This window comes from Roseateles aquatilis (assembly GCF_002205645.1).
Lineage (GTDB): Bacteria > Pseudomonadota > Gammaproteobacteria > Burkholderiales > Burkholderiaceae_C > Roseateles > Roseateles aquatilis.
In genome coordinates this window covers 220,085-244,389 of sequence record NZ_NIOF01000007.1, presented here as the reverse complement: position 1 = coordinate 244,389, position 24,305 = coordinate 220,085, and the positions used below count along the sequence as shown (strand labels likewise).

Below are 24,305 nucleotides of genomic sequence, written 5' to 3'. Positions count from 1 at the left end.
CCCGCGTCACTCCAGCGAGTAGCCCATGCCGCGGTGGGTGCGGATGGGGTCGAGGTCGGGACGGACCTGGCGCAACTTGGCGCGCAGCGTCTTGATGTGGGTGTCGACGGTCCGGTCGCCGCTGTCGGCGTCCATGCCCCAGACGGCGTCGAGCAGGTGCTCGCGGGTGAGGATGCGCCGGGGCGCCTCCAGCAGGCACAGGAGCAAGCCCAGCTCGCGGCGCGTCAGCGGCAGCAGCTCGCCATGGAAGCGCACGCGCGAGCCGGCTTCGACGCTGAAGCCGGCGACCGTCGGCGCGGGCGGCTCCAGCGGTGCCTGCGCGCGGCGCAGCAGCGCCCGCACGCGCGCGACCAGCTCACGCGGGCTGAAGGGCTTGGCCAGATAGTCGTCGGCGCCCAGCTCCAGCCCCAGCACCTTGTCGCCCTCTTCGCTGCGCGCGCTCAGCACCAGCACCGGCAGGCGGGCGTGTGGGCCCTGGCGCAGCTCGCGGCACAGGTCCAGTCCGTTGCCGTCCGGCAGGCCGACGTCCAGGATGGCCAGGTCCGCCGCGCCGGCGGCGAGCTGGGCGCGCGCTTCATGCAGCCAGCCGCAGGGTTGGACGCGGAAGCCCTCCCGCTCCAGCACGAAGCAGACGGTCTGCGCGATCGCCGGGTCGTCCTCCAGCAGCAGCACGCGCGGAGCGGTGCCCGGGATGCCGGAAGCGTGAGGGACGGCGGCGGGCGTGGACGGCGGGGGCCGGTTCATGGGCCCGATCATCGCGGAGCTTCGGCCAGTCCGCGCAGGTAGGCCAGCCCTTGCGCGGCGCGCGGGCCGTACCAGCTGATCAACTCGCCATCCACCAATCGCACGCGTGCGTTGGGGCACAGCGCCTGCGCCTCGGCGAGGTGTTCCGGCCCGAAACGGTAGGGCTCGGAGCTCAGCAGCAGTTCGTCGACCTGCGTCAGCCAGGGCTCGGCGCCGGTCAGCGCGGGGTAACGCGCGGCGCCGTGCGGGCCGCCGGTGACCGCCGGCCAGGTCAACCAGCCCACCTGTTCCAGCATGCGGGCGATGTACGTGTCGCGCGCGACGGTCATCCAGGGGTCGCGCCAGATCAGGTACAGGACCCGGCGCGGCGGCCAAGCGCGGCCGCGGCAAGCGGCCAGTTCTTCGTCCAGCCGTGCCGCGAGCCGCGCGGCGCGGTCGCGCAGGTCGGCGGCGTCCGGGCGCCCGACGGGCTCGGGCGTGTCGATCCTTCCCGTCGGAGCGGTGGCTTGTCCCACTTCGGCGGCAAAAACCTCCACCATCTGGGCGAGCAGCGTCAGGTTGTCTTCAGGCTCACACGGGTGGGTGACCACCACATGGGGGACAAACGCGCGCAAGGCCTCGGCCGTTTCGAGGCGGTTCTCATCAATGTTGATGACGACATGGGTCGGTGCCAACGCGCGGAGTTTGCGCAGATTGACGTCCTTGGTACCCCCCACCTTCGGGATGGACGCCACCGCGGTGGCGGGGTGGACGCAGAAGCCCGTGCGCCCGACGACCCACGGCCCCAGGCCGAGCGCGATCAGGAGTTCGGTGACTGAGGGCACCAGCGAAACGATGCGTGGGGCGCTCATGGAGCGGGCTTTCGGTGACGTTCCGGGGCCCTCCGATGGGTGGAAGGAGCTCCGGGTACATCCGGATAGTGGAAAACACCGAGCGCCGGCGGGTGGGGGTCGGGAGCAGGTTTTGCCATATCACTGAGCCGGAGGCGCCGGCTGTTCAACGCCTCTGGCGACTGCTCGGGGTTTGTGCGCAGAAGCTGAAAAACAACAGCCGGCTTGACGCGTTGCGAACCGCCAATCCCGTCACACATAATCGGATTGCCTGAATGCAGCGCCTTCGTATGAGTGGTTCACGATGGGTTGAAGCAGCACATTGGGTTATTTGGTTTTGAAAGGGCTTCCCCATGGGAAACAAGTTATACGTGGGCAACCTCGCTTACAGCGTGCGCGATGAGTCGCTCCAGGAGGCATTCTCGCAATTCGGCACCGTCACGTCCGCGAAGGTCATGATGGATCGCGAGACCGGTCGTTCCAAGGGCTTCGGCTTCGTGGAAATGGCATCCGACGATGAAGCGCAAGCTGCCATCAACGGCATGAACGGCCAAGCGCTGGAAGGCCGCGCGATCGTCGTGAACGTGGCTCGTCCGCGTGAAGATCGCCCGGGCGGCGGTGGTGGTTTCGGCGGCGGCGGTAGCCGTGGCGGCTTCGGTGGCGGCGGCGGCGGTAGCCGTGGCGGCTACGGTGGTGGCGGCGGTGGCGGCGGCTACGGTGGTGGTGGCGGCGGCGGCGGTAGCCGCGGCGGCTACGGCGGTGGCGGCGGCGGCGGCGGTAGCCGTGGCGGCTACGGCGGCAGCGGCGGCGGTGGTGGTTACGGCGGTGGCCGTGGCGGCTACTGATCGGGCCTGACCCCGAAATGACAAGGGCGCTCCTCGGAGCGCCCTTTCTCTTTGGGCTGCGGACGCGTTGCCCGCGGCGTCATGACGGCCGGTCGCGCCGGCCGATCCCGCCTGGCGTCAGGACTCGCCCTGGCGGTGCTTGCGCGGCCGGCCGGCCAGCAAGCGATCGAAGACGGCGCCCGGCAGCAGCCGCATCACGCGGGCGACCACGCCCATCTGCCATGGGATGAAGCGCACCCGTGCCCCCGCGGAGATCGCCTCGAACGCCTTGCGCGCGAAGTCTTCCGGCTGCATCAGGAATGGCATGCTGTAGCGGTTCTCGCGCGTCAGCGGCGTGTCCACGTAGCCCGGGGCGATGGTCACGACCTGGACGCCATCGGGCCGGCATTCGCCGCGCAGGCTCTCGCAATAACTGAAGACCGCCGCCTTGCTGGAGCAGTAGGCCCCATGCCCCGGCAGGCCGCGGATGCCTGCGACGCTGGCGATGCCCACCAGCGTCCCGCTGCGGCGCTCGCGCATCGGCGTCACGAACGGGTGGAAGGTCGCGGCCAGGCCGATGTTGTTGGTCGCGTAGAGGCGCTGCATCACCGCCAGGTCCTCATAGATCGCCGTGTCCATGCCGATGCTGATGCCGGCATTGGCGATGACGACGTCGGGCAGGCCCTGCTCGGCGATGCAGCGACGGCCGGTGGCCGCGATCGCCTCGATGTCGCTGACGTCGGCGCGGTAGACGCGCCAGCGCGACGGCTCCAGATGCTGCCGAACGGCCCAGGCGTCGAGTTCCTCGGCGCGGCGCGCGACCAGCGCCAGCGACCAGCCCTCGCGGTAGTACTGCAGCGCGAGCGCCTGACCGATGCCGCTCGACGCCCCGGTGATGTAGACGAGACGGCTCATGGCTTGCGGGCGGGCGAGGCGGCCGATGCGGCCTTGGCGGGCACCGCGGCACGGGCGCCGGGCCTGGCGCTGAAGGTCGCGCGGCCGCCGCCGCTGAAGTGCAGCTGACCGGTCAGTTGGTCGTACTCGAAGCTGCGCACCTGCATCTCGCCGCCCATGCCGATGACGCGCGCCGGCAGGTGGGATCGGATCTTCTGCTGCGGCACGAACGCGTGCAGGAACTCGCCGTAGAGCTCCAGATCGGGCCTGCCGTTCGGGTCGCCGCCCGGGTAGCGCTTGACCTTCACGTCGCCGAGCAACTGGACCTCGCTGCCGTCGCCGTTGGAGAGGCCGCGTTGCGCGTCGGCCACCAGCAGCTCGCCCTGCTTGCCGTAGGCGCGCAGCTGCGGCACGTCAATCTCCAGCGTGTCGTTGTCCGGGTAGTGCCGCATCTCGGTGCCCAGCACGCGGCCTTCCAGACGGCCGTCGCTGCTGAAGCGCTCCAGCTCGAAGCCGTTCATCCGGTAGTCCGGCTCATGGCGCGGCGCGGCGCGCTCGCGGGGCGCTTCCAGCTGCGGCGTGTTCTTGATCAGCCACCAGGTGAAGGCCGCGAGCATCGCCATCAGCAGCAGCGGCACGTAGCTGGCAAGCAGCGATTGCAGGCGCCCCGACAGCGGGGGCGCGCGGCGCCGAGGTCCGGTCGGCGGCGGAGCCAACGCGGCCATCAGGCGTGACCCCCGTCCAGGGTCTCGAGGTGGCCTTGCAGCAGCTCGGCGTACTTGCCGGCGGCCATCAGCAGCAGGTCGCAGAACTCGCGCGCGGCGCCGTGCCCGCCCGCCGCGTCGGTGACGTGGTGCGCGGCGGCCTTGGTCTCGGCATGCGCCTGGGCCGGCGCGCAGGCGAAGCCCGCGCGCACCATGAGCGGCAGGTCGGGCCAGTCGTCACCGATGACGGCGACTTCCGCCCAACTCACGCCGAGTTGGTCCAGCAGCGGCTGCGCGGCGGCGAGCTTGTTCTTCGCGCCGTAGACCGCGTGCGGCAGGCCGAGGTCGGCGACGCGGCGGCGCACGGCCGGGGAGTCGCGACCGGTGATGACGATGGGCACGATGCCGCCCTGCGCCAGCAGCTTCATGCCGTGGCCGTCCAGCGTGGCGAAGGCCTTGAAGTCCTCGCCGCGCTCGCTCAGGTAGATGCGGCCGTCGGTCAGCACGCCGTCGACATCGAAGATCGCCGCCTTCAGGCCCAGGGCCGGGCCTTGCGCCTTCAGCAGCAGCTCGGCCGGGAAACGCAGCGCGGGGCGGAGCTCGCGGACCACGGGGGAAGTCGAGGAAGAGTCGCTCATCAGATCACCTTCGCGCGCATCAGGTCGTTGATGCTGATCGCGCCTTGCAGACGCTGTGCGTCGTCGACGGCCAGGACCAACGTGATGCGCGCCGACTCCATCAGATCGGCCGCGTCGACGGCCAGCGCATCGGCGGGCACGGTGCGCGGGTGGGGGTGCATCACCTGACGCGCGGTCAGGCCGCGCAGATCGGTGCCGCGCTCGATCAGGCGGCGCAGGTCGCCGTCGGTGAAGATGCCGCCGACCCGGCCGTCGGCCTCGACGAGGATCGCGCAGCCCAGGCCCTTGTCGGACATCACCCGCATCATGTCGAGCAGCGGCAGGTCGGCCGCGATCACCGGCAGCGCGTCGCCGGCGCGCATCAGGTCGCGCACGTGCGTCAGCAGCTTGCGGCCGAGCGAGCCGCCGGGGTGCGAGCGGGCGAAGTCTTCCGCGCGGAATCCTCGCGCGTCGAGCAGGGCCACGGCCAGCGCGTCGCCGAGCGCGATCTGCGCGGTGGTGCTCGCGGTGGGGGCGAGGTTCAACGGGCAGGCCTCCTGCGCCACGCGCGAGTCGAGGACGAAGTCCGCGTGACGGGCCAGCGACGACGTCGCGCCGCCGGTCATGCCGATCAGCTTCACGCCCAGGCGCTTGAGCACCGGGATGATGGCGTTGAGCTCGTCGCTCTCGCCGGAGTTGGACAGCGCCAGCACGACGTCGGCGGGCGTGACCATGCCGAGGTCGCCATGGCTGGCCTCGCCCGGGTGGACGAAGAAGGCCGGGGTGCCGGTGGACGCCAGCGTCGCGGCGATCTTGCGGCCGACGTGGCCGCTCTTGCCCATGCCCATCACGACCACGCGGCCGGCGCAGGACAGGATCAGCCGGATCACGTCCTCGAAGGATTCATCGAGGCGAGGTCCCAGCGCGAGCAGCGCCTCGGCCTCGACCTGCAAGGCCTGGCGCGCAACGTCGAGCGCGCGGGAATGGGTGAGGGCGGCGTGGGTCGTCATACAGGGCGAAAGTGTAGCCGTCGGCACTCCGGCGCACCGGAGCGGGACCACCCCGCCGACCACGGCGCGCGAGCGCCCGCGGCGCTCAGATCGGCGCCGGCCCGAGCCGCAATTCGACCGCGAAGCCCTCGGCCACGACGGGCAGCCGCAGGCCGCCGCCATGGGCCCGGGCGACGAGGTCCGCCATCATCAGGCCCAGTCCCATGCGACCCTCGTATTGCTGCCGTTCCAGCGCGTCGTTGAGGTCCACGCGCTGCCACTCCGCCACGCCCTCGCCGTTGTCGGTCAGGGTCAGCAGCGTGCCGCCGCCGGGCTGCGAATGGACGCGCAGGCGGAGCTGCGTGGCGCGGTGACGGCAGGCGTTGTCCAGCAGGTTGATCAGCGCGGCGGCGAGCAGATCCGTGTCGGCGTCGAGCCAGGCCTGGTCGGGCGTGTCGAGGATCAGGCCGTCGGGCAGCGGCAGGTGGGACAGCAGCATGATCAGGTCGAGCCGCTGCCACTGCAGGCTCATGCCGGTGCGGAACAGCGTCAGCAGCGCCGTCACGACGCGGCGCAGCCGGTCGCCGGCCTCGCGGGTGCGCTGCAGGCGGGCGCGCTGCTCGGGCAGCGCCTCGCGCAGCGCCATCGCCAGTTGCGCGTCCATGCCGGCCAGCGGCGTGCGCAGCGCATGCGCCGCGTGGGCGCTGAAGGCGCGCTCGTTGGCGACGCGCTGCGCCAGCCGCTGGCCCAGGTCCAGCACCGCGGCGCGGATCGCCGCCAGCTCGCGCCGCTGCTGCTCGGGCAGCAACTGGCGGCTGTCGAGCGGGTCGTACTGCGCGAGGGCCTCGGTCAGGTCAGCCAGGGGCGCGAGCTCGTCGCGCGCGCGCCGGTTCAGCCACACCATGCACAAGCCGCCGACCAGCAGCGCCGAGAACGCGCTGGCCAGGCCGACACGGGTGCGGACCTCCTTCCGCTCGGCGCTGGTCTGGGCCACCATCAGCCAGCCGGGGCCGGCGGCGGTGGGCAGCGGGCGGACGTGCACGCGCCAGTCGTCGCCGTCGGTGCCGTCATCCTCCCAGTCGCTGAAGCCGGGCGGCAGCCGCCAGGGCTTGACCGGCGCCAGCGGCGAGCGGTGCAGCAGCGTGCCGCCGGGCCCGACGAGCTGCCAGGCGAAATGGGTGCTGAGATCATCGCTGTCGGCGATCTCGGCGGGCATCGGCAGGCGCTGGCGCAGGAGCTGGCCCAGCACCTGCGAGGACGCCTGCAGCGTCTCGTCCAGCAGCTCGTCCACTTCCTCCTGCACCACCAGCCAGACCGAGACGCCGGCCAGCAGCGCCCAGAACATCGAGATCAGCAGCAGCTGCCGGGCCAGCCGGCCGGCGATCGACGGGCGGCGCGCGGGCGCGTTGCTCACGCGGCCTCCGGGCCGAGGCGGTAGCCCAGGCCGCGGACGGTCTCGATCAGCTCGCGGCCCAGCTTGCGGCGCAGGCTGGACACGTGCACCTCCAGCGCGTTGCTCTGCACTTCGGCGTCGTCGCCGATCACCTGCAACTCCAGCTCGCGCTTCGGATAGAGCCGGCCGGCGCGCTGCGCCAGCGCTTCCAGCACGGCCCACTCGCGCGCGGTCAGCTCGACCGGATGGCCGTCACGCGTGGCGCGCTTGGCGGCCAGATCGAGACCGACATCGCCATAGCGGCGCTGCGAGCTGCTGGCGCCGACGTGGCGGCGGCTGACCGCGCGCAGCCGGGCGGCGAGTTCCTCCGGCGCGAAGGGCTTGACCAGGTAGTCGTCGGCGCCGCCGTCCAGGCCTTGCAGCCGGTCGGCGAGCAGATCGCGGGCGGTCAGCATCAGCGCGGGCGTCGACACGCCGCGCTGGCGCAGGCCGCGCAGCCAGTCGAGGCCGGAGCCGTCGGGCAGTTGCCAGTCCACCAGCAGCGCGTCGAACTCCTCGTGCTGGCGTGGCAGCACTTCCGACAGCCGGCGGGCCCAGGTGACGGTGTGGCCCTCGGCGCGGAGATAGTCGCGCAGGCCTTCGCCCAGCAGTTCGTCGTCTTCCAGCAGCAGCAGTCGCATGAGGCTTCCCGGCGATCGTGGCGCCGGACGTGTGAGGCAATTCCGGCGGAGACGATAGCAGCCGCGCGACCTCGGAACGAGAGGTCCGTCACGCAAAGCGACCCCGCCCCCTCGTCTTCAGCCGGGCTTCAGGTTCGCTTCAGGAGGACTTCAGTCCTGGGGGGCCCACTGCGCTCCGTGAAAAACCATTCCCTCAGCGATGTTTCCGCCGGCCCGGACGCCGCCGCGATGCCGGCACCCGTCGGGGGCGTGCCCTTCCTGACCGCGTTGCCGCGCACCGGCCGCGCGATCGCGGTCGCGCTGCTGGGGCTGGCCGTGCTGGCGCTGTGGGACCTGGCCGGCTGGGATCTGGCGGTGGTGCGGCTCTTCGGCCGCGTCGACGGCTTCGCGCTGCGCGAGTACTGGCTGACCTCGGGCGTGCTGCACGTGGGTGGGCGCTGGGTCGCCACGGGCCTGGCGGTGGTGCTGCTGGTCAATGCCGTGCGGCCGCTGTGGCCGGGCCTGACGCGCCGCGAGCGCTGGGGCGCGGTGGCGCTGACGACGATCAGCCTGCTCCTGATCCCGATGATCAAGCAGGGCAGCACGACCAGTTGCCCGTGGGACCTGGCGGAGTTCGGCGGCACCGCGCGTTACGTCTCGCACTGGAGCTTCGGCGTGCTTGACGGCGGACCGGGGCACTGCTTCCCGTCCGGCCATGCGAGCTCGGCCTTCGCCTTCTTCAGCTTCTACTTCATGCTCCGGCGTGCCTACCCCCGGCAGGCCCGGGCGGCGCTGACGGGCGTGATGATGCTGGGCTGCCTGTACGGGTTCGCGCAGCTCGCGCGGGGCGCCCACTATCCCAGCCACACGATGTGGACGGCCTGGATCTGCTGGACGCTGGCCGTGGCCGCGGCGCCGTTCATGAGCGTCGCGCCGGCAGGCCCCTCAGCCGCCGATCCCGTTCAGCCGCCAGTCACCCCGGCCGCGCCGGTTGCCCACGCGGACGTCGCGGTCTCCTGACCGGGACTGGTCCCAAGCCTGCCCGCTCCGCAGAATCGGCGCTCCGCCAACCCGATTCCCAGGAGATCCGAGATGGGCAAGAAACTGCTGCTGCTGGCCGGCGATTACGTCGAGGACTACGAGCTGATGGTGCCCTTCCAGGCGCTGCTGGCGGTCGGTCACCAGGTCGATGCCGTCTGTCCCGGCAAGAAGGCCGGCGACTTCATCCTGACGGCCATCCATGACTTCGAGGGCGCCCAGACCTACTCGGAGAAGCCCGGCCATCGCTTCACCCTCAACGCCACCTTCGACGAGGTCAAGGCGCAGGACTACGACGGCCTGGTGATCCCCGGCGGACGCGCGCCCGAGTACCTGCGCACGATGCCCGGCGTGCTGCCGCTGGTGCAGCACTTCTCGCAGGCCGACAAACCCATCGCCGCCATCTGCCATGGCGCCCAGCTGCTGGCCGCGGCCGGGATCATCCGCGGCAAGCGGGTGTCGGCCTATCCGGCCTGCGCGGCGGAAGTGGAACTGGCCGGCGCCAGCTACGCCGCCATTCCCGTCGACCAGGCGGTCACCGACGGCAAGCTCGTGACCGCGCCGGCATGGCCCGCGCATCCGGCCTGGATCGCGCAGTTCCTGGCCGTGCTCGGGACGAAGATCACCCACTGACGGCCCCTCGCGGCCCAGCCAGGCGAGAGCCGTCGCGCGCAAGAAAAAACAGGCTCCTCGCGGAGCCTGTCGGTGCGCTGCCGGGGCGGATCCGCCGAGGGCGGACCCGCGCTGGCGTCAGGGGTACAGACCGCGCTCCTCGCGCGCTTCCAGCACCCGCGTGCAGGCCACGGTGAAGGCCGCCGTGCGCAGCGGGATCTTGTGCTGCTCGGCCGTGTCCCAGATGCCCTTGAACGCGCCGACCAGGATCTTGTCCAGGCGGACGTTGATCTCGTCCTCGGTCCAGAAGAACGACGAGAAGTCCTGCACCCATTCGAAGTAGGACACCGTCACGCCGCCCGCGTTGGCGATCACGTCGGGGACGACGATGATGCCGCGGTCCGCCAGCACGGCGTCGCCGTCCGGCGTCGTCGGGCCGTTGGCGCCTTCGATCACGACACGGGTCTGCACGCGCTGGGCGCGCTCACCGGTGATCTGGCCTTCCAGAGCGGCGGGGATCAGGATGTCGGACTTGACGTCCCAGAAGTTCTCGTTGTCGATGCGGTCGGCGCCCTTGAAGCCGCCCACGCCGCCCGTGCGGGCCACGTGGTCCAGCAGGTCGGTCATGTCCAGGCCGTTCTCGTTCAGGATGGTGCCGGTGTGATCCTGCACCGCCACGACGATGGCGCCGTTGGCGGCGAACATCTTCGCGGCCACCGAACCCACGTTGCCGAAGCCCTGCACGGCGACGCGCGCGCCTTCCATGCCGACGTTCAGGCGACGCATCGCCTCGCGGCCGACGACGAACACGCCGCGGCCGGTGGCGGCCACGCGGCCGAGCGAGCCGCCCAGCGCGATCGGCTTGCCGGTGACGACGCCGGTCGCCGTGGCGCCGACGTTCATCGAGTACGTGTCCATCATCCAGGCCATGATCTGGCCGTTGGTGTTGACGTCAGGCGCGGGGATGTCCTGCGTCGGGCCGATGATCATGCCGATCTCGCTGGTGTAGCGGCGGGTGACCTTCTCCAGCTCCTTCAGCGACAGCGACTTCGGGTCCAGGCGGATGCCGCCCTTGGCGCCGCCGTAAGGCAGGTTGACCGCGGCGTTCTTGACCGTCATCCAGGCCGACAGCGCCATCACCTCTTCCAGCGTGACGTCCGGGTGGTAACGCACGCCGCCCTTGCCGGGGCCGCGGGTCAGGCTGTGCTGCACGCGATAGCCCTCGAAGTGGGCGATGGTGCCGTTGTCCAGTTCGATGGGGATGTCCACGATCAGCGCGCGCTTGGGGCGGCGCAGCGTTTCCACCCAGCGTGCCAGCTTGCCCAGGTAGGGCTCGACGGCGTCGATCTGGGACAGGTAGGTGCCCCAGGGACTGTTGCGCGTGGGAGAAACGAAAGACAGATTGGGCATGAAATGCTCCGTAACTTTTCGGTGGCGCGAACGGTACCCCGAAGCCCGGCCGGTCCGCCACGTCCGGCAAAGCCGAGTGCACATGCGGGCATGCGCCCCATGCATAAGGGGGCACGAGGCCGGTAGTTTGCTCCCGACCCGTGACCAAAGCCAGTCCCGGAGGGAACCGGGCGGGCGACTCCGAGACGGGCAAATCCAGCGCATGGGGGCGGCTGCCGTCCTCCTGGCGCCCAGTACTATCTCCGCCATGCTCACCGCGCTGGACCTGACCCTCATCTATCTGATCGCCGCCGTCCTGGGCGTGGTGGTGTGCCGCTCACTGAAGCTGCCGCCCATCCTGGGCTACCTGGTCGTGGGCGTGTTGATCGGGCCCAACGCGCTGGCGCTGGCCAGCGACGTCCCGGCGGTGCAGAACCTGGCCGAGTTCGGCGTCGTGTTCCTGATGTTCGCGATCGGACTGGAATTCAACCTGCCCAAGCTGCACAGCATGCGCTCGATGGTGTTCGGGCTGGGACTGCTGCAGGTGGTGATGACGATCGGCGGCACCATGGCCGGCAACGTGCTGCTGCGGTGGCTGTTCGGGGCGCTGGGGCTGCCGTGGGACCTGGGCTGGCAGGGCTCGCTGGTGCTGGGCGCGGCGATGGCGATGAGCTCCACCGCCATCGTCATCAAGCTGATGGCCGAACGGCTGGAGCTGGAGAGCGAACACGGCCGGCGCGTCGTCGGCGTGCTGCTGTTCCAGGATCTGGCCGTCGTGCCGCTGCTGGTGCTGATCCCGGCGCTGGGCGGCAGCGGCAGCGCGATGCTGCAGTCGCTCGGCTGGGCGGGGTTGAAGGCGACCGTGCTGCTGGTGCTGCTGCTGACCGGCGGGCAGCATGTGATGCGGCGCTGGCTCACGATGGTGGCGCGGCGCAGGAGCCAGGAGCTGTTCATGCTGAACCTGCTGCTCGTCACGCTGGGCCTGGCCTGGTTGACCGAGCACGCGGGGTTGTCGTTGGCGCTCGGCGCGTTCGTCGCCGGCATGCTGATCGCGGAGACCGAGTTCAAGCACCAGGTGGAGCTGGACATCCGTCCCTTCCACGACGTGCTGCTGGGGCTGTTCTTCATCACCATCGGCATGCGGCTCGACTGGCAGACGCTGGTCTACCAATGGCCGCTGGTGATCATCCTGACGCTGGCGCCGACGCTGGCGAAGTTCCTGCTGGTGGCGGGGCTGGCCAAGCTCTTTCGCGCGCCCACCGGCGTGGCGCTGCGCACCGGCCTCTATCTGGCGCAGGCGGGGGAGTTCGGCTTCGTGCTGCTGACGCTGGGCGCGCAGCACAACCTGATCGCCGCGCAGTGGGTCAGCCCGGTGCTGGCGGCGATGGTGCTGTCGATGCTCGTCACGCCGCTGATCATCCAGCACAGCGATCGCATCGTGATGAAGCTGTCGGCCAGCGACTGGCTGCTGCAGTCGGTGCAACTGACGACGATCGCGAAGAAGTCGATCAAGACCGACGCCCACGTGATCATCTGCGGCTACGGCCGCAGCGGGCAGAACCTGGCCACGCTGCTGGAGGCCGAGCACATCCCCTACATGGCGCTGGACCTGGATCCGGACCGCGTCCGGCAGGCCGCGGCGGCGGGGCAGAGCGTCGTCTTCGGCGACGCGGCGCGCCTGCCCAGCCTGATCGCGGCGGGCCTGTCGCGGGCCAGCGCGGTCGTCATCAGTTATCACGACACGGCCTCGGCATTGAAGGTGCTGCACGAGGTGCGCAGCCACGCGCCGCAAGTGCCGGTGATCGTGCGCACCATCGACGACAGCGATCTGGAGAAGCTGCGCGCCGCAGGCGCGACCGAGGTGGTGCCGGAAGCGATCGAGGGCTCGTTGATGCTGGCCAGCCACGCGCTGGCGCTGGTGGGCGTGCCGATGCGCCGGGTGCTGCGCATCACGCGCGATGCGCGCGATCGGCGGTATGGGCTGCTGCGGGGCTACTTCCACGGGGCGGATGACGACACGGTGGAGGAGCGCGATCAGGCGCGCCTGCAATCGATCAGCCTGCCGGTGGCGAGCCTGCTGCAGGGAAGGATGCTGGGCGAGATCGGCGTGGCCTCGTGGGGCATCAGCGTCGTGTCGGTGCGGCGGCCCAGCGGCGCGGTGCAGGACGCGCGGGACGACCTGGTGCTGCAGGGCGGGGACACGCTGGTGGTGTCCGGGACGCCGGAGGCGTTGGCGCGGGCGGAGCACGGGTTGCTGGTGGGGTGAGCCCGTCCCCTCCGCCATCGCGGCGACCCACGGTTTTGCCACCGAGGGGTGCCGAGGTTCCTCAGCGTCGGTTGTCGTGCAGGGGCTCGCGGTCGAGCAGCGCCATCTGCGTCGCCCCCGTCACCTCCTCCATCACCGCCGGCAACAGCAGGCGCGACCCCTCGCGGCTCAGGTGCCCCTGGTCGCGGTAGAGCGGCACGCCGTCGCGTTCCACATGGCATTGCCGGGCGTCGCACAGCAGGGGCTCGAAGCGAAGCACCGGCAGGCGCGCATCGGCCGCCGCCAGCGCGTCGACGAAACGATGCTCGGCGGCGCGCCGTCGCTGGTCGTCCTGGACATCGATGACGCATCCCGGCGTCGCGCCGATCGCCCATCGGCCCGCCTGTCGCCGCTCCAGGCAGGCCGCGACGTCGAAGGCCGCCGACGGCGGTGGCGCGATGAACATCACCCGCTTGCCCATCGCGCGCAAGCGCTTCACCGTGGCCAGGACGTCCTCCAGCAGTGCCGCCCGCATCGCCGCTTCGCCACGGATGGCGGGGGCGTCGCGCTCGGCGTCGATGCCCGTGCCGGTGCGGCGCAATTCGAAGGTCGAGGCATCCAGGTACTGCGTCAGCAGGCTGGAGAGGATCACCGTGTCGATCTCCGGATGCGCCGCCAGCCAGTCCAGCACGGAGGCGTTGAACGCCGCGCATTGCTCGATCCACGGCGGCGCGAAGCTGTTGCCGCGACCGGTGCCAGGCTTCACCGGCGTCACGCCGGGGAAAGGCCCGCAGGAGGACTTCGTCGCCTGCGCCAGCCCGCGATCGCTGGCGACGCGGACCAGACCCGGTACCAGGTGCATCGCATACGAGTCGCCCCACACCATCCAGCGCGCGCCGGGGCGGGTGCGGCAGGCCTCGCGCCCGTCGAAGGGTTCCTCGGCGTCGCAGTTGGCGGACAGGCCGTAGTTGGGTTTGCGCAGCTCGACGAAGTCGATCGAGCCCGGCGCCGGTCGATGCAACGCCAGCATCACCGCGCCCGCGGCCAGCACGACGGTTCCGGCGCCGAGCACCGCCGCGCCGCGCCAACCGGTCAAGGCGGCCTTGGCTGGGCGTTCGATCGCGCGGTGCAGCAGCCACGCCAGCGGCACCGCGAGCAGCACCGCGCCGATCCGCCACGCCGCCAATGAGGCCGGGTCGGACTTCAATCCGACCCAGCCGTTGCGCAGGAAGGCCAGCAGCGGCCAGTGCACCAGGTACAGCGCGTAGGACCAGTCGCCGATGCGGATCAACGGCGCCGCCGCGCGCGGCAGGGTCATCGGCTCGCGCAGGAGCAGCACCAGCGTCGCGAGACCGACGACCAGCGCCGCCGGGCCCGGATGCGCCGGACCGAATGCCTGCGGCGCGTGCGGCACCCACAGTAGCAACGCCCACGCCGGCCAGGTCGCCCAGCGCAGCAGACGTCGCGCGAGATCGCGCCATCGCGGGTCGGCCAGCGTGGCGGTCATCAGGGCGCCGATCGACCCGAGGCCCAGTTCCCAGGCCCGCGTGGGCAGCAGATAGAACGCCGCGCTGGCATTGCGCGGTTGCCACCACAGCAGCAGCGCCAGGCTTGCGGCGGTCACCACGATCGCGGCGCCGGCCCGCATGCGCGCCGGTGTGAAGAACAGCAGCGCTGGCAGCACGAGGTAGTACTGCTCCTCGATCGCGAGCGACCAGAAGTGCAGCAGCGGCTTCAGGTCCGAGGGGCCCTGGAAGTAGCCCGTCTGATGCCACAGCACGAAGTTGCTCGCGAAGCCGAGCGATCCCAGCAACTGCGCGACGAAGTCCAGTTGCTCGGTGCGGTTGAGCGCCCAGGGCGCCGCCAGCAGCGTCGCGCCCAGCACGACGTACGCGGCCGGCAGCAGGCGGCGCGCGCGGCGTCCATAGAAGGCCATGAACGAGAACGTCCCGCGCTGCAGCCCGCGCTGGATCAGCCCGGTGATGAGGAAGCCCGAGATGACGAAGAAGATGTCCACGCCCAGGTAGCCGCCGGACGCGCCGGGGACCTGCGCGTGATAGAGCAGCACCCACGACACGGCGAGTGCGCGCAGCACCTGGATGTCGTCGCGCAGCGGAAGGTCCGCGGCCATCGCGGCGCGCGCGGACGACGAGGACGGAAGCGGGGGAGCGGAAAAAGGACTTGTCACCAAAGCGTCAGGGCAGGAGGTCGGGCCAGGCAGGAGTCGAGGCGGAGGGCGGTGGTGCCGCGCCACGGCGCGCGAATTGTGGCCCGTCGCCGGGCCTGCCGCCTGCGTGACAGTGCGGCTTCCCGCGTTGCGCCACACTGCCGCCCATGTTGGACACCCAGCCCCGCACGCCGCAACGGCGCCGCGTCTATCTGATGCGGCACGGCGCGGTGACGTATTTCGACGGCGCCACCGGCCGTCCCGTGCTGCCGGAACAGGTGCGGCTCAACGACGACGGCATCGCCCAGGCGCAAGCCGCCGGCGAGGCCTTCCGCGCCGCGGGCGTGCGCTTCGACCGCGTCATCGTGTCGGGCCTGCCGCGCACCGTCGAGACCGCGGACCTGGTGCTGCGCCACGCCGGCCAGTCGGCGCTGAAGCCGCAGACCTGGACCGAGTGGCAGGAGATCCGCGGCGGCCGGCTCGGCGACATCGCGCAGGAGGACTTGGCGCGGGCCTTCACCGGCCTGCAGCGCAGCCCGGTCGACGAGTCCCAGCGCTTCCTCAACGGCGAGAGCGTCGGCGAGCTGCTCGACCGCGTGCTCGGCGGCGTCGCGCGGCTGCAGGCCGATCCCGACTGGGACTGCGCGCTGCTGGTGCTGCACGGCGTGGTCAACGCGGCGATCCTGTCGCACGCCGTGACCGGCGGGCAGCGGCTGATGCTGGGCAGCTGGGTGCAATCGCCGGCCTGCATCAACGTGCTGGACGTGGCGCCGCCCCGCGACGACGCGCCCGGCGACTGGCTGCTGCGTGTCTGCAACTACGCCCCGTCGCATCCGCTGCACGCGGACGAACGAGCCACCACCATGGAAGCGCTGTACGCCCAGTACCTGCGCTACCGGAGTCAACGCGGCTGAACGGCCGCATCGCTCATCCGACGGCCATCCGTCACCGTCGCCCATCCGTCACCAATCCGCCCATCACCCACAGGCGATCCCCGGGGAGCCCCACATGAACTTCGACTACAGCCCCAAGGTTGAACAGCTGCGCGAGCGCCTGCTGGCGTTCTTCGACGCGCACATCTATCCCAACGAGAAGCGCTACCACCAGGAGATCGACGCCAACCGCCGCGCCGGCAACGCCTGGATCCCGACGACGGTGATCGAGGAGCTCAAGCCCAAGGCGCGCGCCGCCGGGTTGTGGAACCTGTTCCTGCCGCGCTCGCCGCGCGCGCCGCAGGGGCTGTCCAACCTGGAGTACGCGCCGCTGGCGGAGATCATGGGCCGCGTGTACTGGGCGTCCGAGGTCTTCAACTGCTCGGCGCCGGACACCGGCAACATGGAGACCATCGAGCGCTACGGCACCGAGGCGCACAAGGACCGCTGGCTGGAGCCGCTGCTGCGCGGCGAGATCCGCTCGGCCTTCCTGATGACGGAGCCCGACGTGGCCTCGTCGGACGCGACCAACATCCAGTGCCGCATCGAGCGCGACGGCGACGAGTACGTCATCAACGGCACCAAGTGGTGGTCCTCGGGCGCCGGCGATCCGCGCTGCGCGCTGTACATCGTGATGGGCAAGACCAATCCCGACGCGGGCCGCCACGAGCAGCAGTCGATGGTGCTGGTGCCGGCCAACACGCCGGGCGTGACGGTCAAGCGCCATCTGAGCGTCTTCGGCTACGACGACGCGCCGCACGGCCACATGGAGATCGAGCTGAAGAACGTGCGCGTGCCCGCCGACAGCATCCTGCTCGGCGAGGGCCGCGGCTTCGAGATCGCGCAAGGCCGCCTCGGCCCCGGGCGCATCCACCATTGCATGCGATCGATCGGCGCGGCCGAGCGCGCGCTGGAGCTGATGTGCCAGCGCGCCATCGCGCGGACCGCCTTCGGCAAGACGATCGCGCAGCAGTCGGTGACGCAGGAACGCATCGCCGAGGCCCGCTGCGGCATCGAGCAGGCGCGGCTGCTGACGCTGCGCGCCGCCTACATGATGGACACCGTCGGCAACAAGGTCGCCAAGGCGGACATCGCGATGATCAAGATCGTGGCGCCCAACATGGCGCTGCAGGTCATCGACTGGGCGATCCAGGTCCACGGCGGCATGGGCGTCTGCGACGACACGCCGCTGGCCTACATGTGGGCGGGACAGCGCACGCTGCGCTTCGCCGACGGCCCGGACGAGGTGCACCGCAACGCATTGGCCAAGCTGGAGCTGGCGCGCCACATGAAGCTGCCGGCCAGCGCCGTCGACATGCCCATCACCCGCGGCGGCTGAGGCGCGCGGCCCGGCCCCGACGCGGCGCGTCGGGCGCCGAGAGCCTCCTGGCGCGGCGCCCGACGGACTCCCCCATCGGAGCGTGGTGCCCCTCCAACGGGCGACGTCGCTGGAACGCGGTTCCCCCAAGAGGACCAGTTTCCTTCGCGGACGAGGGTGGCTAGGATCAGCCACCTTTTTTTTCGTCCCGGCGCCACCGATGAACCGCTTCGCCGAAGTCCGCACCTGGCCGCTGCTCGCGTTCGCGTTGCTGATGGGCCTGCAGGCGATCGTGCTGGTCGCCTGCCTGGGCGGCCACGCGGCGCAGGGCTGGCTGGTGTGGGTGGGCATGGCGTCGCTGGCGCTGACGGTGCTGCTGGCCGTCGCGATGGTGTCGAGCCTGTCGCGCGCGCAGGACAAGGCGCGGCTGGCCCAGCGCACGCTGGAGGAAGCGATCGACGCGCTGCCCGCGAGCGTCGAGATCTTCGACGAGCAGGACCGACTGATCGCCTTCAACCGCCGGCTGGTGGAGATCTATCCGCACATGCTGCGCCACTTCCAGCGCAAGTCGACCTTCGAGGATCTGGTGCGTGAATCGCTGTCGCGCGGCGGCATTCCGGAGGCGCGCGGTCGCGAGCCAGAGTGGATGGAGGAACGCAAGCAGGCGCGCGGCAAGCAGGTCTCGCCGCTGCTGCAGCGCGTGCACGACGACATGTGGCTGCGCATCTACGAGTCGCGCACGCCCTCGGGCGGCATCGTCGGCGTGCGGATGGAAGTCACCGACCTGATCCACGAGCAGCAGCGGCTGGCCGCCAGCCGGGCCCAGCTCCGCGCGACCATCGAGTCCGCGGCCAACGGCATCCTGACGCTCGATTCGGGCGGCCACGTGCTGGAGGCCAACCCGAGTTGCGAGCAGCTGTTCGGCTTCACCGCGTCGGAGCTGCAGGGCGTGCACATCGGCATGCTGCTGGGCGCGGCGATGTCGGGGCACGGCGCGGCGGTGGCGGCGGCGCAGATGGACCCGCAGTCGCTGCTCGGCCAGCCGCGCGAGCTGACCGCGCGCCACCGCAGCGGCGAGGCGCTGCACCTGCAACTGGCGATCGCCGAGGTGCGCACCGACACCATCCATCTGTACGTCTGCATCGTCACCGACCTGACCGAGCGCAAGCGGCAGGAGGAACGCCTCAAGCGCGCCAACGAGCTGCTGGCGCGGCAGTCGACGACCGACGGGCTGACCGGCGTCGGCAACCGGCGGCTCTTCGACCAGCTGCTGCAGCAGGAATGGCAACGCGCCGCCCGCAGCGAGCGGCCGCTGGCGCTGTTGATGGTCGACATCGACCACTTCAAGCAATACAACGACTGCTACGGCCACGTCGCCGGCGACGACTGCCTGCGCCGCGTCGCCACGCTGCTGCGCAGTTGCGTGGGTCGCGGCGGTGAGTCGGTGTGCCGCTACGGCGGCGAGGAATTCGCGGTGCTGCTGGTCGACACCGATCTGGCCGGCGCGCAGGTCGTGGCGCAGCGTTGCCTGGACAGCGTGCGCCTGGCCGCGATCGAGCATGAGGGCTCGCCGGTGCGACGCTCGGTGAGCCTGTCCATCGGCGTGGCCGCGCGCGTGCCGCTGCTGGGGGAGGCGTCGCAGGAGCTCATCCAGACGGCGGATGCCGCGCTGTACCAGGCCAAGCAGGCGGGACGCGCGCGACTGATCTGCCAGCAGTCGGCCTGATCCGCGACGCTGCCGCCGGGCGGTCCGCGCCCGACGGGCTCAGCAGAGCGCCTCGCCTCCGACGAAGACCTTCAGCGTTCCCGGCTCGATCGGCATCCACGCCTCGCCGCGCGTCAGCGGCTCGGTCGCGACGATGGCGATGCGATCCTGCTCGGTGGTCTTGGCGGCGAGGTCGATGGTCAGATCCTCGTCCTGCAGCGTGACCGGGCCGAATGGCGGTTGGCGCAGCAGGTAATGCAGCTTCGTCGAGCCGTGCGCCCACAGCGCCTGTCCGTTGGACAGCAGCATGTTGAAGGTGCCGTGCTGATTCAGACGCGGCAGCAGCTCCCGCAGCGTGTGGTTGAGCTCATCGATCGCCGGCATGTCGGCGTGGGCCTTCGCCAGCTCCTGCATCAACCAGCAGAAGGCCTGCTCGCTGTCGGTCTGCCCGACCGGCTTGAACGCCGCATGCAGCCGCGGCGCGAAGCCCTTCAGGTCGCCGTTGTGGGCGAAGACCCAGTAGCGCCCCCACAGCTCGCGCACGAACGGATGGGTGTTCTCCAGCGACACCACGCCCTGCGTGGCCTTGCGGATGTGGGCGATGACGACGTCGCTCTGGATCGGGTAGCGCTTGACCAGCTCCGCCAGCGGCGAGACCCGCGCGCTGTGGTGGTCGACGAAATGCCGCAGGCCGCGGCCCTCGAAGAAGGCGATGCCGAAGCCGTCCTTGTGCTCGTGCGCGCGCGTCGCCAGGCCGGCGAAGCTGAACATCACGTCGGTCGGTCGGCGGGCGTTCATGCCCATTAGCTGGCACATGCCGGAATCTCCTGGGGCGTCATGCGGGGAACGTCATGCGGGCGACGTCATGCGTGAAGGCGTCATTGTCCGGGCTTCGGCGCGGGGCGTGGGTCCGGTCGTCATTTCCGGCCGGCGGCCCCGGCCGTCGCTGGAGGCCGCCGTGCGGGGCCGGCATGGGCGGGCGTCACTCCAGGAAGAGCCGCGTCAGCCCCTTCAGACTGACGAGGTTGCCGGGGTTGCTGGTCTCGTTGAGCACGCCGCTCATCCGGGCCAGCAGCCGCGGACTCTTCTTGGCGCGCCAGATCAGCAGGTCCGCCAGCCACGGGAATCGGTTGACGCGATTGCCGCGCTCGTAAAGGTCGTACTTCGGCTGAAGGGCGCGCAGGCCCTGCTCATAAGCCTCGCGGACCTTCGCGTCGTCGGTGCGGTGCGCCAGGATCGCCTCGGCGGCGAGCAGGCCGGTCTCCATTGCCTTGCCGATGCCCTCGCCGGTGAAGGAGTAGGTCGAGCCTGCCGCCTCGCCCGACACCAGCAGGCCGGGCCGCGTCCAGCGCGCGCCCTTCAGCGTGCAGCGCAGCGGCGCGCCCTTGAGCTCGCCGACCAGTTCGCCCTCGGCCATCAGGCGCTGGGCGTTGGGGTACTGGGCGACGAAGGCGTCGAAGATCTCGCGCAGGTTGACGTCCTTCTTCTTGCCCTTGCCGGCCAGGTCGCGGTGGCTGTCGGTCACGCCGACGCCGATGTTGAAGGTGCCGTCCGGCGCCGGGAAGATCCAGCCGTAACCCGGCTGCACCGCCTTGCACCAGACGACTTCCAGCGCCTTGATCTCGTCGACCAGCGCCGGCGCCCGCACGTAGCCGCGCAGCGCCACGCCGCTGGGTGTGTGGCGCTCGCACATGCCGGCGGCGGTGAGCGCCTTGGGCACGGCGCCGGTGGCCAGGATCACCCAGTCCGCGGCGATCTCGTGCGCCTGGCCGTCGATCGTCAGCCGGGCGCCGCGCACGCGGCCTTGCGCGTCTTCCAGCGCGGCCTCGAACCGCGCCGGCGCGATGAAGCGCGCGCCGGCCTCCTGGGCGCCGAGGTTCAGGATCTCGTCGAGCGTCTTGCGGGGCAGCACCGCCAGATGACCGGGCACGTCGATGCGGCCGCCGCGCGGTCCGATGCAGCCGACATGCGCGGAGCGCTGCGCCTTCGCCATCACGCGGTCGAGCAGGCCGAGCCGCTCCAGCGCATGGTGCGCGTCGGGGATCAGGCCGTCGCCGCAGACCTTGTCGCGGCCCAGCGACTGTTGGTCGACCATCACCACGTCCCAACCCGCCCGCGCCAACCAGCGCGCCGCGGCGCTCCCCGCCGGACCGGCGCCGACGATCAGGACTTGGCAGGCCGTGGGCCAGGACGCGTTGGACATGGACATGGGAATGGTGGTGTCGAGAAGGCGGCCATTCTAGGTAAGCCCGCCGCGCCCTCCCCATGGCAGCCCCGGCCGTGCCGCCAGTGCCCGGCGACAGCCTTCGCCGGATGAAAAAACGGGAGGGTCACCCCTCCCGTGATGGGGCCCCGGACGCTCGCGGCGTCCGGCGCTGGCGGCCTGGGCCGCGTCGATCAGAACGAGTACGTGGCCCGCACGTAATACGCGCGACCGGTCGGATCCGCGTAACGCGAGTCCCAGCCGCCGCCCTGGAAGAGGTCTTCCTGGTTCGTGTACGGCGGCGCGCGGTCGAACAGGTTGCGCACGCCCAGCACCAGCGACAGGTCCTTGCGCGGCGCCCAGGTGCCGTACACGTCGAAGGTCGTGTACGACGAGACGCGGGCGTTGGTGCTCGGATCGAAGTCGATGTAGCCGGACTTGTAGCGCATCACCGCGCCGGCGCCGAACTGGTCGTAGCGCCAGTTCGTCGTCAGGTTGTGCTGCCAGCGGAAGATCGGGCCGGACTCGCCGTAGGTGCCGACGTTCTGGACCCAGTAGCCGTCCTTGAAGTCCTGGAACTCGTACTTGGCGACGTAGGTGCTGTTCAGGCCGAAGTCGAAGGTGCCGGCCTTCGTCGAGAGGCGGTACTGGCCGCTCAGGTCCAGGCCGTTGGTGCGGACCTTGCCGAGGTTCAGCAGCGTCTGGTCGACGTAGCCGCAGCTGTCGCCGGGGCAGTTCAGGCTGGACAGGGACAGCGTGTTGTTGGGCCCGAAGTGGAAGTACTGCTGCAGCTCGGGGTAGTTGTAGTAGTTGTTGAACAGCGCGAACTGCGGGATCGAGCCGATCGTGTCCTTCAGATGCACCCACCAGAAGTCCACGCCGATGCTGGCGTTGGCGATCGGTTCGAAGACGAAGCCCAGCGTCGCGGTGCGCGACTTCTCCGGCTTCAGGTTCTTGTTGCCGGCGTTCATGACCTGGTACTGGCCGTCGCATTGCGAGCCGGTCTGGCCGTCCTTGCACAGCAGCGGGTTGGCGTAGTTGCCGGCGGTGTTGGTGAAGGAGGGGTTGGCATACAGCTCATACAGCGTCGGCGCGCGGAAGCCGGTCGAGGCCGAGCCGCGCACCAGCAGCTCCTTCATCGGCTGGAAGCGGAAGCTCACCTTGGGATTGGTGCTGCTGCCGAAGTCGCTGTACTTGTCGTAGCGCAGCGAGCCGGTCACGTCGAGCGTCTTGAGCACCGGGACGTTCAGCTCGCCGTACAGCGCGGTGACGTTGCGCGAGCCTTCTGACTTGAAGTTGGGGTCCACGCCGGTCGAGGCCACCACCTTGCTGGCGAAATCGACATCGGCGGCCGACACGAACTTCTCGTGGCGGGCCTCCACGCCCAGCGCCAGTTGCGCCGGCCGGCCGGCGCCGAGCCAGTCGCCCAGGTCGCGGCTGGCGTGCGCGTTCAGGTTCTGCACCGTGCCGGTGGCGTACTGCAGGCGGCCGTTCAGGGCGGCGTCGGCCAGCAACTTGTTGCCGGCATCGGTCTGCGCGCCGAACGGGTTGATGACGCCGGTCAGCAGGCCTTCGCCGATCATGTCGCCGTTGGCGTAGCCGCTGACCAGGTACTGGTCGACCTTGTTGCGGTTGTACGAGGCCGCGACCGAGTAATCCCAGCCCAGCGCATTGCCGTCCGCGGTCAGCAGCAGGCGGTTCTGGTTGTTCTTGTTCATCTGGCCGCGCGAGCCGTTCGGGAAGTCGCGCCAGTAGACGTAGACGAAACCGGGCAGCACGTTCGCGGGATTCGGGAAGGCGCTCGACGGCGCGTTGAACGGCTGGCCCGCCAGCGGGCTGGAGGTCTCGTCGAAATTGGGGTTCAGCGCCGGGTTGTTCGGGTAGTACGCCGTGCCGGGGTTGATCACGTAGCCGCCATACGGCACCGGCGCGACGAAGGTGGTGACCTTGTTCTGCGTGGTGAACAGCTCGGCGCCGAGGGTCAGGTTCTCGTTGACCAGCAGGCTGCCCTTGAGCATGCCCGACGCGGTCTCGGTCTTGGGCGTGAAGTCGACGAACGAAGCGGTGACCAGCTTGCAGTCGCCCTTCGAGTTGATCATCTGCGTGCCCGCGCAGCCGCTGCCCGCCGGGTTGTAGAAGGTCGAGTTGTCCTGCGTGTAGTTGGCCGGATCGGTGCTGTACGACAGGCCGCCCGGGATGCGCTGGTTGAAGTCGCGCTGGGTGCCGGAGATGGCGTCCTGCTTGCGATAGCTGACGAAGCCGAAGACGTTGAAACCCTGCTTCTGCAGGTCGCCGTAGCCGAAGCCGGCGTTCACGCTGCGCGACTTGCCGCCGGCCTTTTCGGGCGAGTCGTAGCCCACGCTGATGGAGCCGCCCTGGTAATTCGTCTTCGTGATGAAGTTGATCACGCCGCCGATCGCATCGGTGCCGTACAGCGCCGAGGCGCCGTCGCGCAGCACCTCGATGCGGTCGATGGCCGCGAACGGGATCATGTTCAGGTCGGGCGCCGAGCCGTCGACCGCGTTGTTGGCGATGCGTTGCCCGTTCAGCAGGATCAGCGTCTTGTCGGCGCCGATGCCGCGCATGTTCGCGAACGACGCGCCGCCGCTGCTCGACCCCACCGCCTGCGCCGTGTTGGTCGACGTCTGGACGGCCGACAGGTTGGCCATGACCTGCTCGACGGAGGTGATGCCCGACTTCTTCAGGTCATCCATCCTGACCACCGTCACCGGAACGGCGGTCTCCGCGTCGATGCGCTTGATGGCCGAGCCCGTCACGACGACGCGCTCCAGCTGGGTTTGTTCTTCCTGTGCCAAGGCCGGGAAGGAGGCGGCCGCGATGGTGGCGGCCACGGCCAGGCCCACCGAGTTCAGCTTGTACATCTGCACTACTCCTGAAGGGATTTACATGGCGGTATGTCATCGCCATGTAATGAAGTCGGCCCCGGGGTATCCGAGGCCAACTTCAGTGTGCAGGGGGGGTCGTCAAGTTATGTTGCTCGGGTGTGAGAAGTAATGCTGGCGGGCGGATCTCAGTCCGAAA

General features: G+C 70.4%; 20 protein-coding genes. 7 read left to right on the top strand and 13 right to left on the bottom strand.

Going from position 1 to position 24,305, the window contains the following annotated elements; all coding sequences use genetic code 11:
• Positions 1–6: 6 nt before the first annotated feature.
• Both creB and CDN99_RS16940 read right to left on the bottom strand, forming a co-directional pair.
• The gene (creB, locus tag CDN99_RS16945; protein WP_088386155.1) at positions 7–744 is read right to left on the bottom strand and encodes a two-component system response regulator CreB; all 738 of its coding nucleotides are present in this window, start codon (positions 742–744) and stop codon (positions 7–9) included.
• Between the two features lie 8 nt (positions 745–752).
• Complete coding sequence (locus CDN99_RS16940; RefSeq protein ID WP_088386057.1) at positions 753–1,595, bottom strand: helical backbone metal receptor; 843 nt, start codon at positions 1,593–1,595, stop codon at positions 753–755.
• Between the two features lie 332 nt (positions 1,596–1,927).
• Here CDN99_RS16940 and rbp point away from each other — a divergent pair, with 332 nt between their 5' ends.
• Positions 1,928–2,419 (top strand): RNA-binding regulator, encoded by a 492-nt coding sequence (gene rbp / locus CDN99_RS16935; protein WP_088386056.1) that lies wholly within the window; start codon positions 1,928–1,930, stop codon positions 2,417–2,419.
• A gap of 117 nt (positions 2,420–2,536) precedes the next feature.
• Here the strand turns inward: rbp and CDN99_RS16930 are convergent, their stop codons facing one another.
• From CDN99_RS16930 to CDN99_RS16905, 6 genes are all read right to left on the bottom strand, one after another.
• Positions 2,537–3,313, bottom strand: coding sequence for an SDR family oxidoreductase (locus tag CDN99_RS16930; RefSeq protein ID WP_088386055.1), 777 nt, complete (start codon positions 3,311–3,313; stop codon positions 2,537–2,539).
• On the bottom strand, positions 3,310–4,017 hold the full coding sequence (lptC, locus tag CDN99_RS16925) for an LPS export ABC transporter periplasmic protein LptC (protein WP_088386054.1): 708 nt from the start codon (positions 4,015–4,017) through the stop codon (positions 3,310–3,312). Before lptC ends, CDN99_RS16930 begins: the two co-directional genes overlap by 4 nt.
• Positions 4,017–4,634: a KdsC family phosphatase gene (locus CDN99_RS16920; protein ID WP_088386053.1), complete on the bottom strand. Its 618-nt coding sequence runs from the start codon at positions 4,632–4,634 to the stop codon at positions 4,017–4,019. Before CDN99_RS16920 ends, lptC begins: the two co-directional genes overlap by 1 nt.
• Positions 4,634–5,623 (bottom strand): KpsF/GutQ family sugar-phosphate isomerase, encoded by a 990-nt coding sequence (locus CDN99_RS16915; protein ID WP_088386052.1) that lies wholly within the window; start codon positions 5,621–5,623, stop codon positions 4,634–4,636. The genes CDN99_RS16920 and CDN99_RS16915 overlap by 1 nt, the downstream gene beginning before the upstream one ends.
• A gap of 85 nt (positions 5,624–5,708) precedes the next feature.
• A complete protein-coding gene (locus CDN99_RS16910; protein ID WP_238139561.1) occupies positions 5,709–7,016 on the bottom strand; it encodes a sensor histidine kinase in 1,308 nt (435 codons plus the stop codon).
• Positions 7,013–7,675, bottom strand: a complete 663-nt coding sequence (locus CDN99_RS16905) for a response regulator transcription factor (RefSeq protein WP_088386051.1) — start codon at positions 7,673–7,675, stop codon at positions 7,013–7,015. Before CDN99_RS16905 ends, CDN99_RS16910 begins: the two co-directional genes overlap by 4 nt.
• A 228-nt stretch (positions 7,676–7,903) precedes the next feature.
• Here CDN99_RS16905 and CDN99_RS16900 point away from each other — a divergent pair, with 228 nt between their 5' ends.
• The gene (locus CDN99_RS16900; RefSeq protein WP_088386050.1) at positions 7,904–8,674 is read left to right on the top strand and encodes a phosphatase PAP2 family protein; all 771 of its coding nucleotides are present in this window, start codon (positions 7,904–7,906) and stop codon (positions 8,672–8,674) included.
• A gap of 72 nt (positions 8,675–8,746) precedes the next feature.
• Positions 8,747–9,325, top strand: coding sequence for a DJ-1/PfpI family protein (locus CDN99_RS16895; RefSeq protein WP_088386049.1), 579 nt, complete (start codon positions 8,747–8,749; stop codon positions 9,323–9,325).
• A 117-nt stretch (positions 9,326–9,442) separates the two neighbouring features.
• Here CDN99_RS16895 and CDN99_RS16890 read toward each other — a convergent pair whose 3' ends face one another.
• Complete coding sequence (locus CDN99_RS16890) at positions 9,443–10,714, bottom strand: Glu/Leu/Phe/Val family dehydrogenase (protein ID WP_088386048.1); 1,272 nt, start codon at positions 10,712–10,714, stop codon at positions 9,443–9,445.
• A 247-nt stretch (positions 10,715–10,961) separates the two neighbouring features.
• Between CDN99_RS16890 and CDN99_RS16885 the strand changes: the two genes are divergently transcribed.
• A complete protein-coding gene (locus CDN99_RS16885) occupies positions 10,962–12,959 on the top strand; it encodes a monovalent cation:proton antiporter family protein (protein ID WP_088386047.1) in 1,998 nt (665 codons plus the stop codon).
• A gap of 61 nt (positions 12,960–13,020) precedes the next feature.
• Here CDN99_RS16885 and CDN99_RS16880 read toward each other — a convergent pair whose 3' ends face one another.
• Complete coding sequence (locus tag CDN99_RS16880) at positions 13,021–15,069, bottom strand: acyltransferase family protein (RefSeq protein ID WP_088386046.1); 2,049 nt, start codon at positions 15,067–15,069, stop codon at positions 13,021–13,023.
• 203 nt (positions 15,070–15,272) lie between these two features.
• Between CDN99_RS16880 and CDN99_RS16875 the strand changes: the two genes are divergently transcribed.
• The 3 genes from CDN99_RS16875 to CDN99_RS16865 all read left to right on the top strand — a co-directional run bounded on the left by CDN99_RS16875 (position 15,273) and on the right by CDN99_RS16865 (position 19,081).
• Positions 15,273–16,019, top strand: a complete 747-nt coding sequence (locus CDN99_RS16875; RefSeq protein ID WP_088386045.1) for a histidine phosphatase family protein — start codon at positions 15,273–15,275, stop codon at positions 16,017–16,019.
• A gap of 94 nt (positions 16,020–16,113) precedes the next feature.
• A complete protein-coding gene (locus tag CDN99_RS16870; protein WP_088386044.1) occupies positions 16,114–17,376 on the top strand; it encodes an acyl-CoA dehydrogenase family protein in 1,263 nt (420 codons plus the stop codon).
• A 199-nt stretch (positions 17,377–17,575) separates the two neighbouring features.
• Positions 17,576–19,081 (top strand): sensor domain-containing diguanylate cyclase, encoded by a 1,506-nt coding sequence (locus CDN99_RS16865; protein WP_088386043.1) that lies wholly within the window; start codon positions 17,576–17,578, stop codon positions 19,079–19,081.
• 39 nt (positions 19,082–19,120) lie between these two features.
• Here the strand turns inward: CDN99_RS16865 and CDN99_RS16860 are convergent, their stop codons facing one another.
• The 3 genes from CDN99_RS16860 to CDN99_RS16850 form a co-directional block, all read right to left on the bottom strand.
• On the bottom strand, positions 19,121–19,876 hold the full coding sequence (locus CDN99_RS16860; RefSeq protein ID WP_088386042.1) for a class II glutamine amidotransferase: 756 nt from the start codon (positions 19,874–19,876) through the stop codon (positions 19,121–19,123).
• Positions 19,877–20,042: 166 nt separating this feature from the next.
• Positions 20,043–21,269, bottom strand: a complete 1,227-nt coding sequence (locus CDN99_RS16855) for a geranylgeranyl reductase family protein (RefSeq protein ID WP_238139560.1) — start codon at positions 21,267–21,269, stop codon at positions 20,043–20,045.
• Positions 21,270–21,457: 188 nt separating this feature from the next.
• A complete protein-coding gene (locus CDN99_RS16850; protein WP_088386041.1) occupies positions 21,458–24,145 on the bottom strand; it encodes a TonB-dependent receptor in 2,688 nt (895 codons plus the stop codon).
• Positions 24,146–24,305 lie beyond the last annotated feature (160 nt).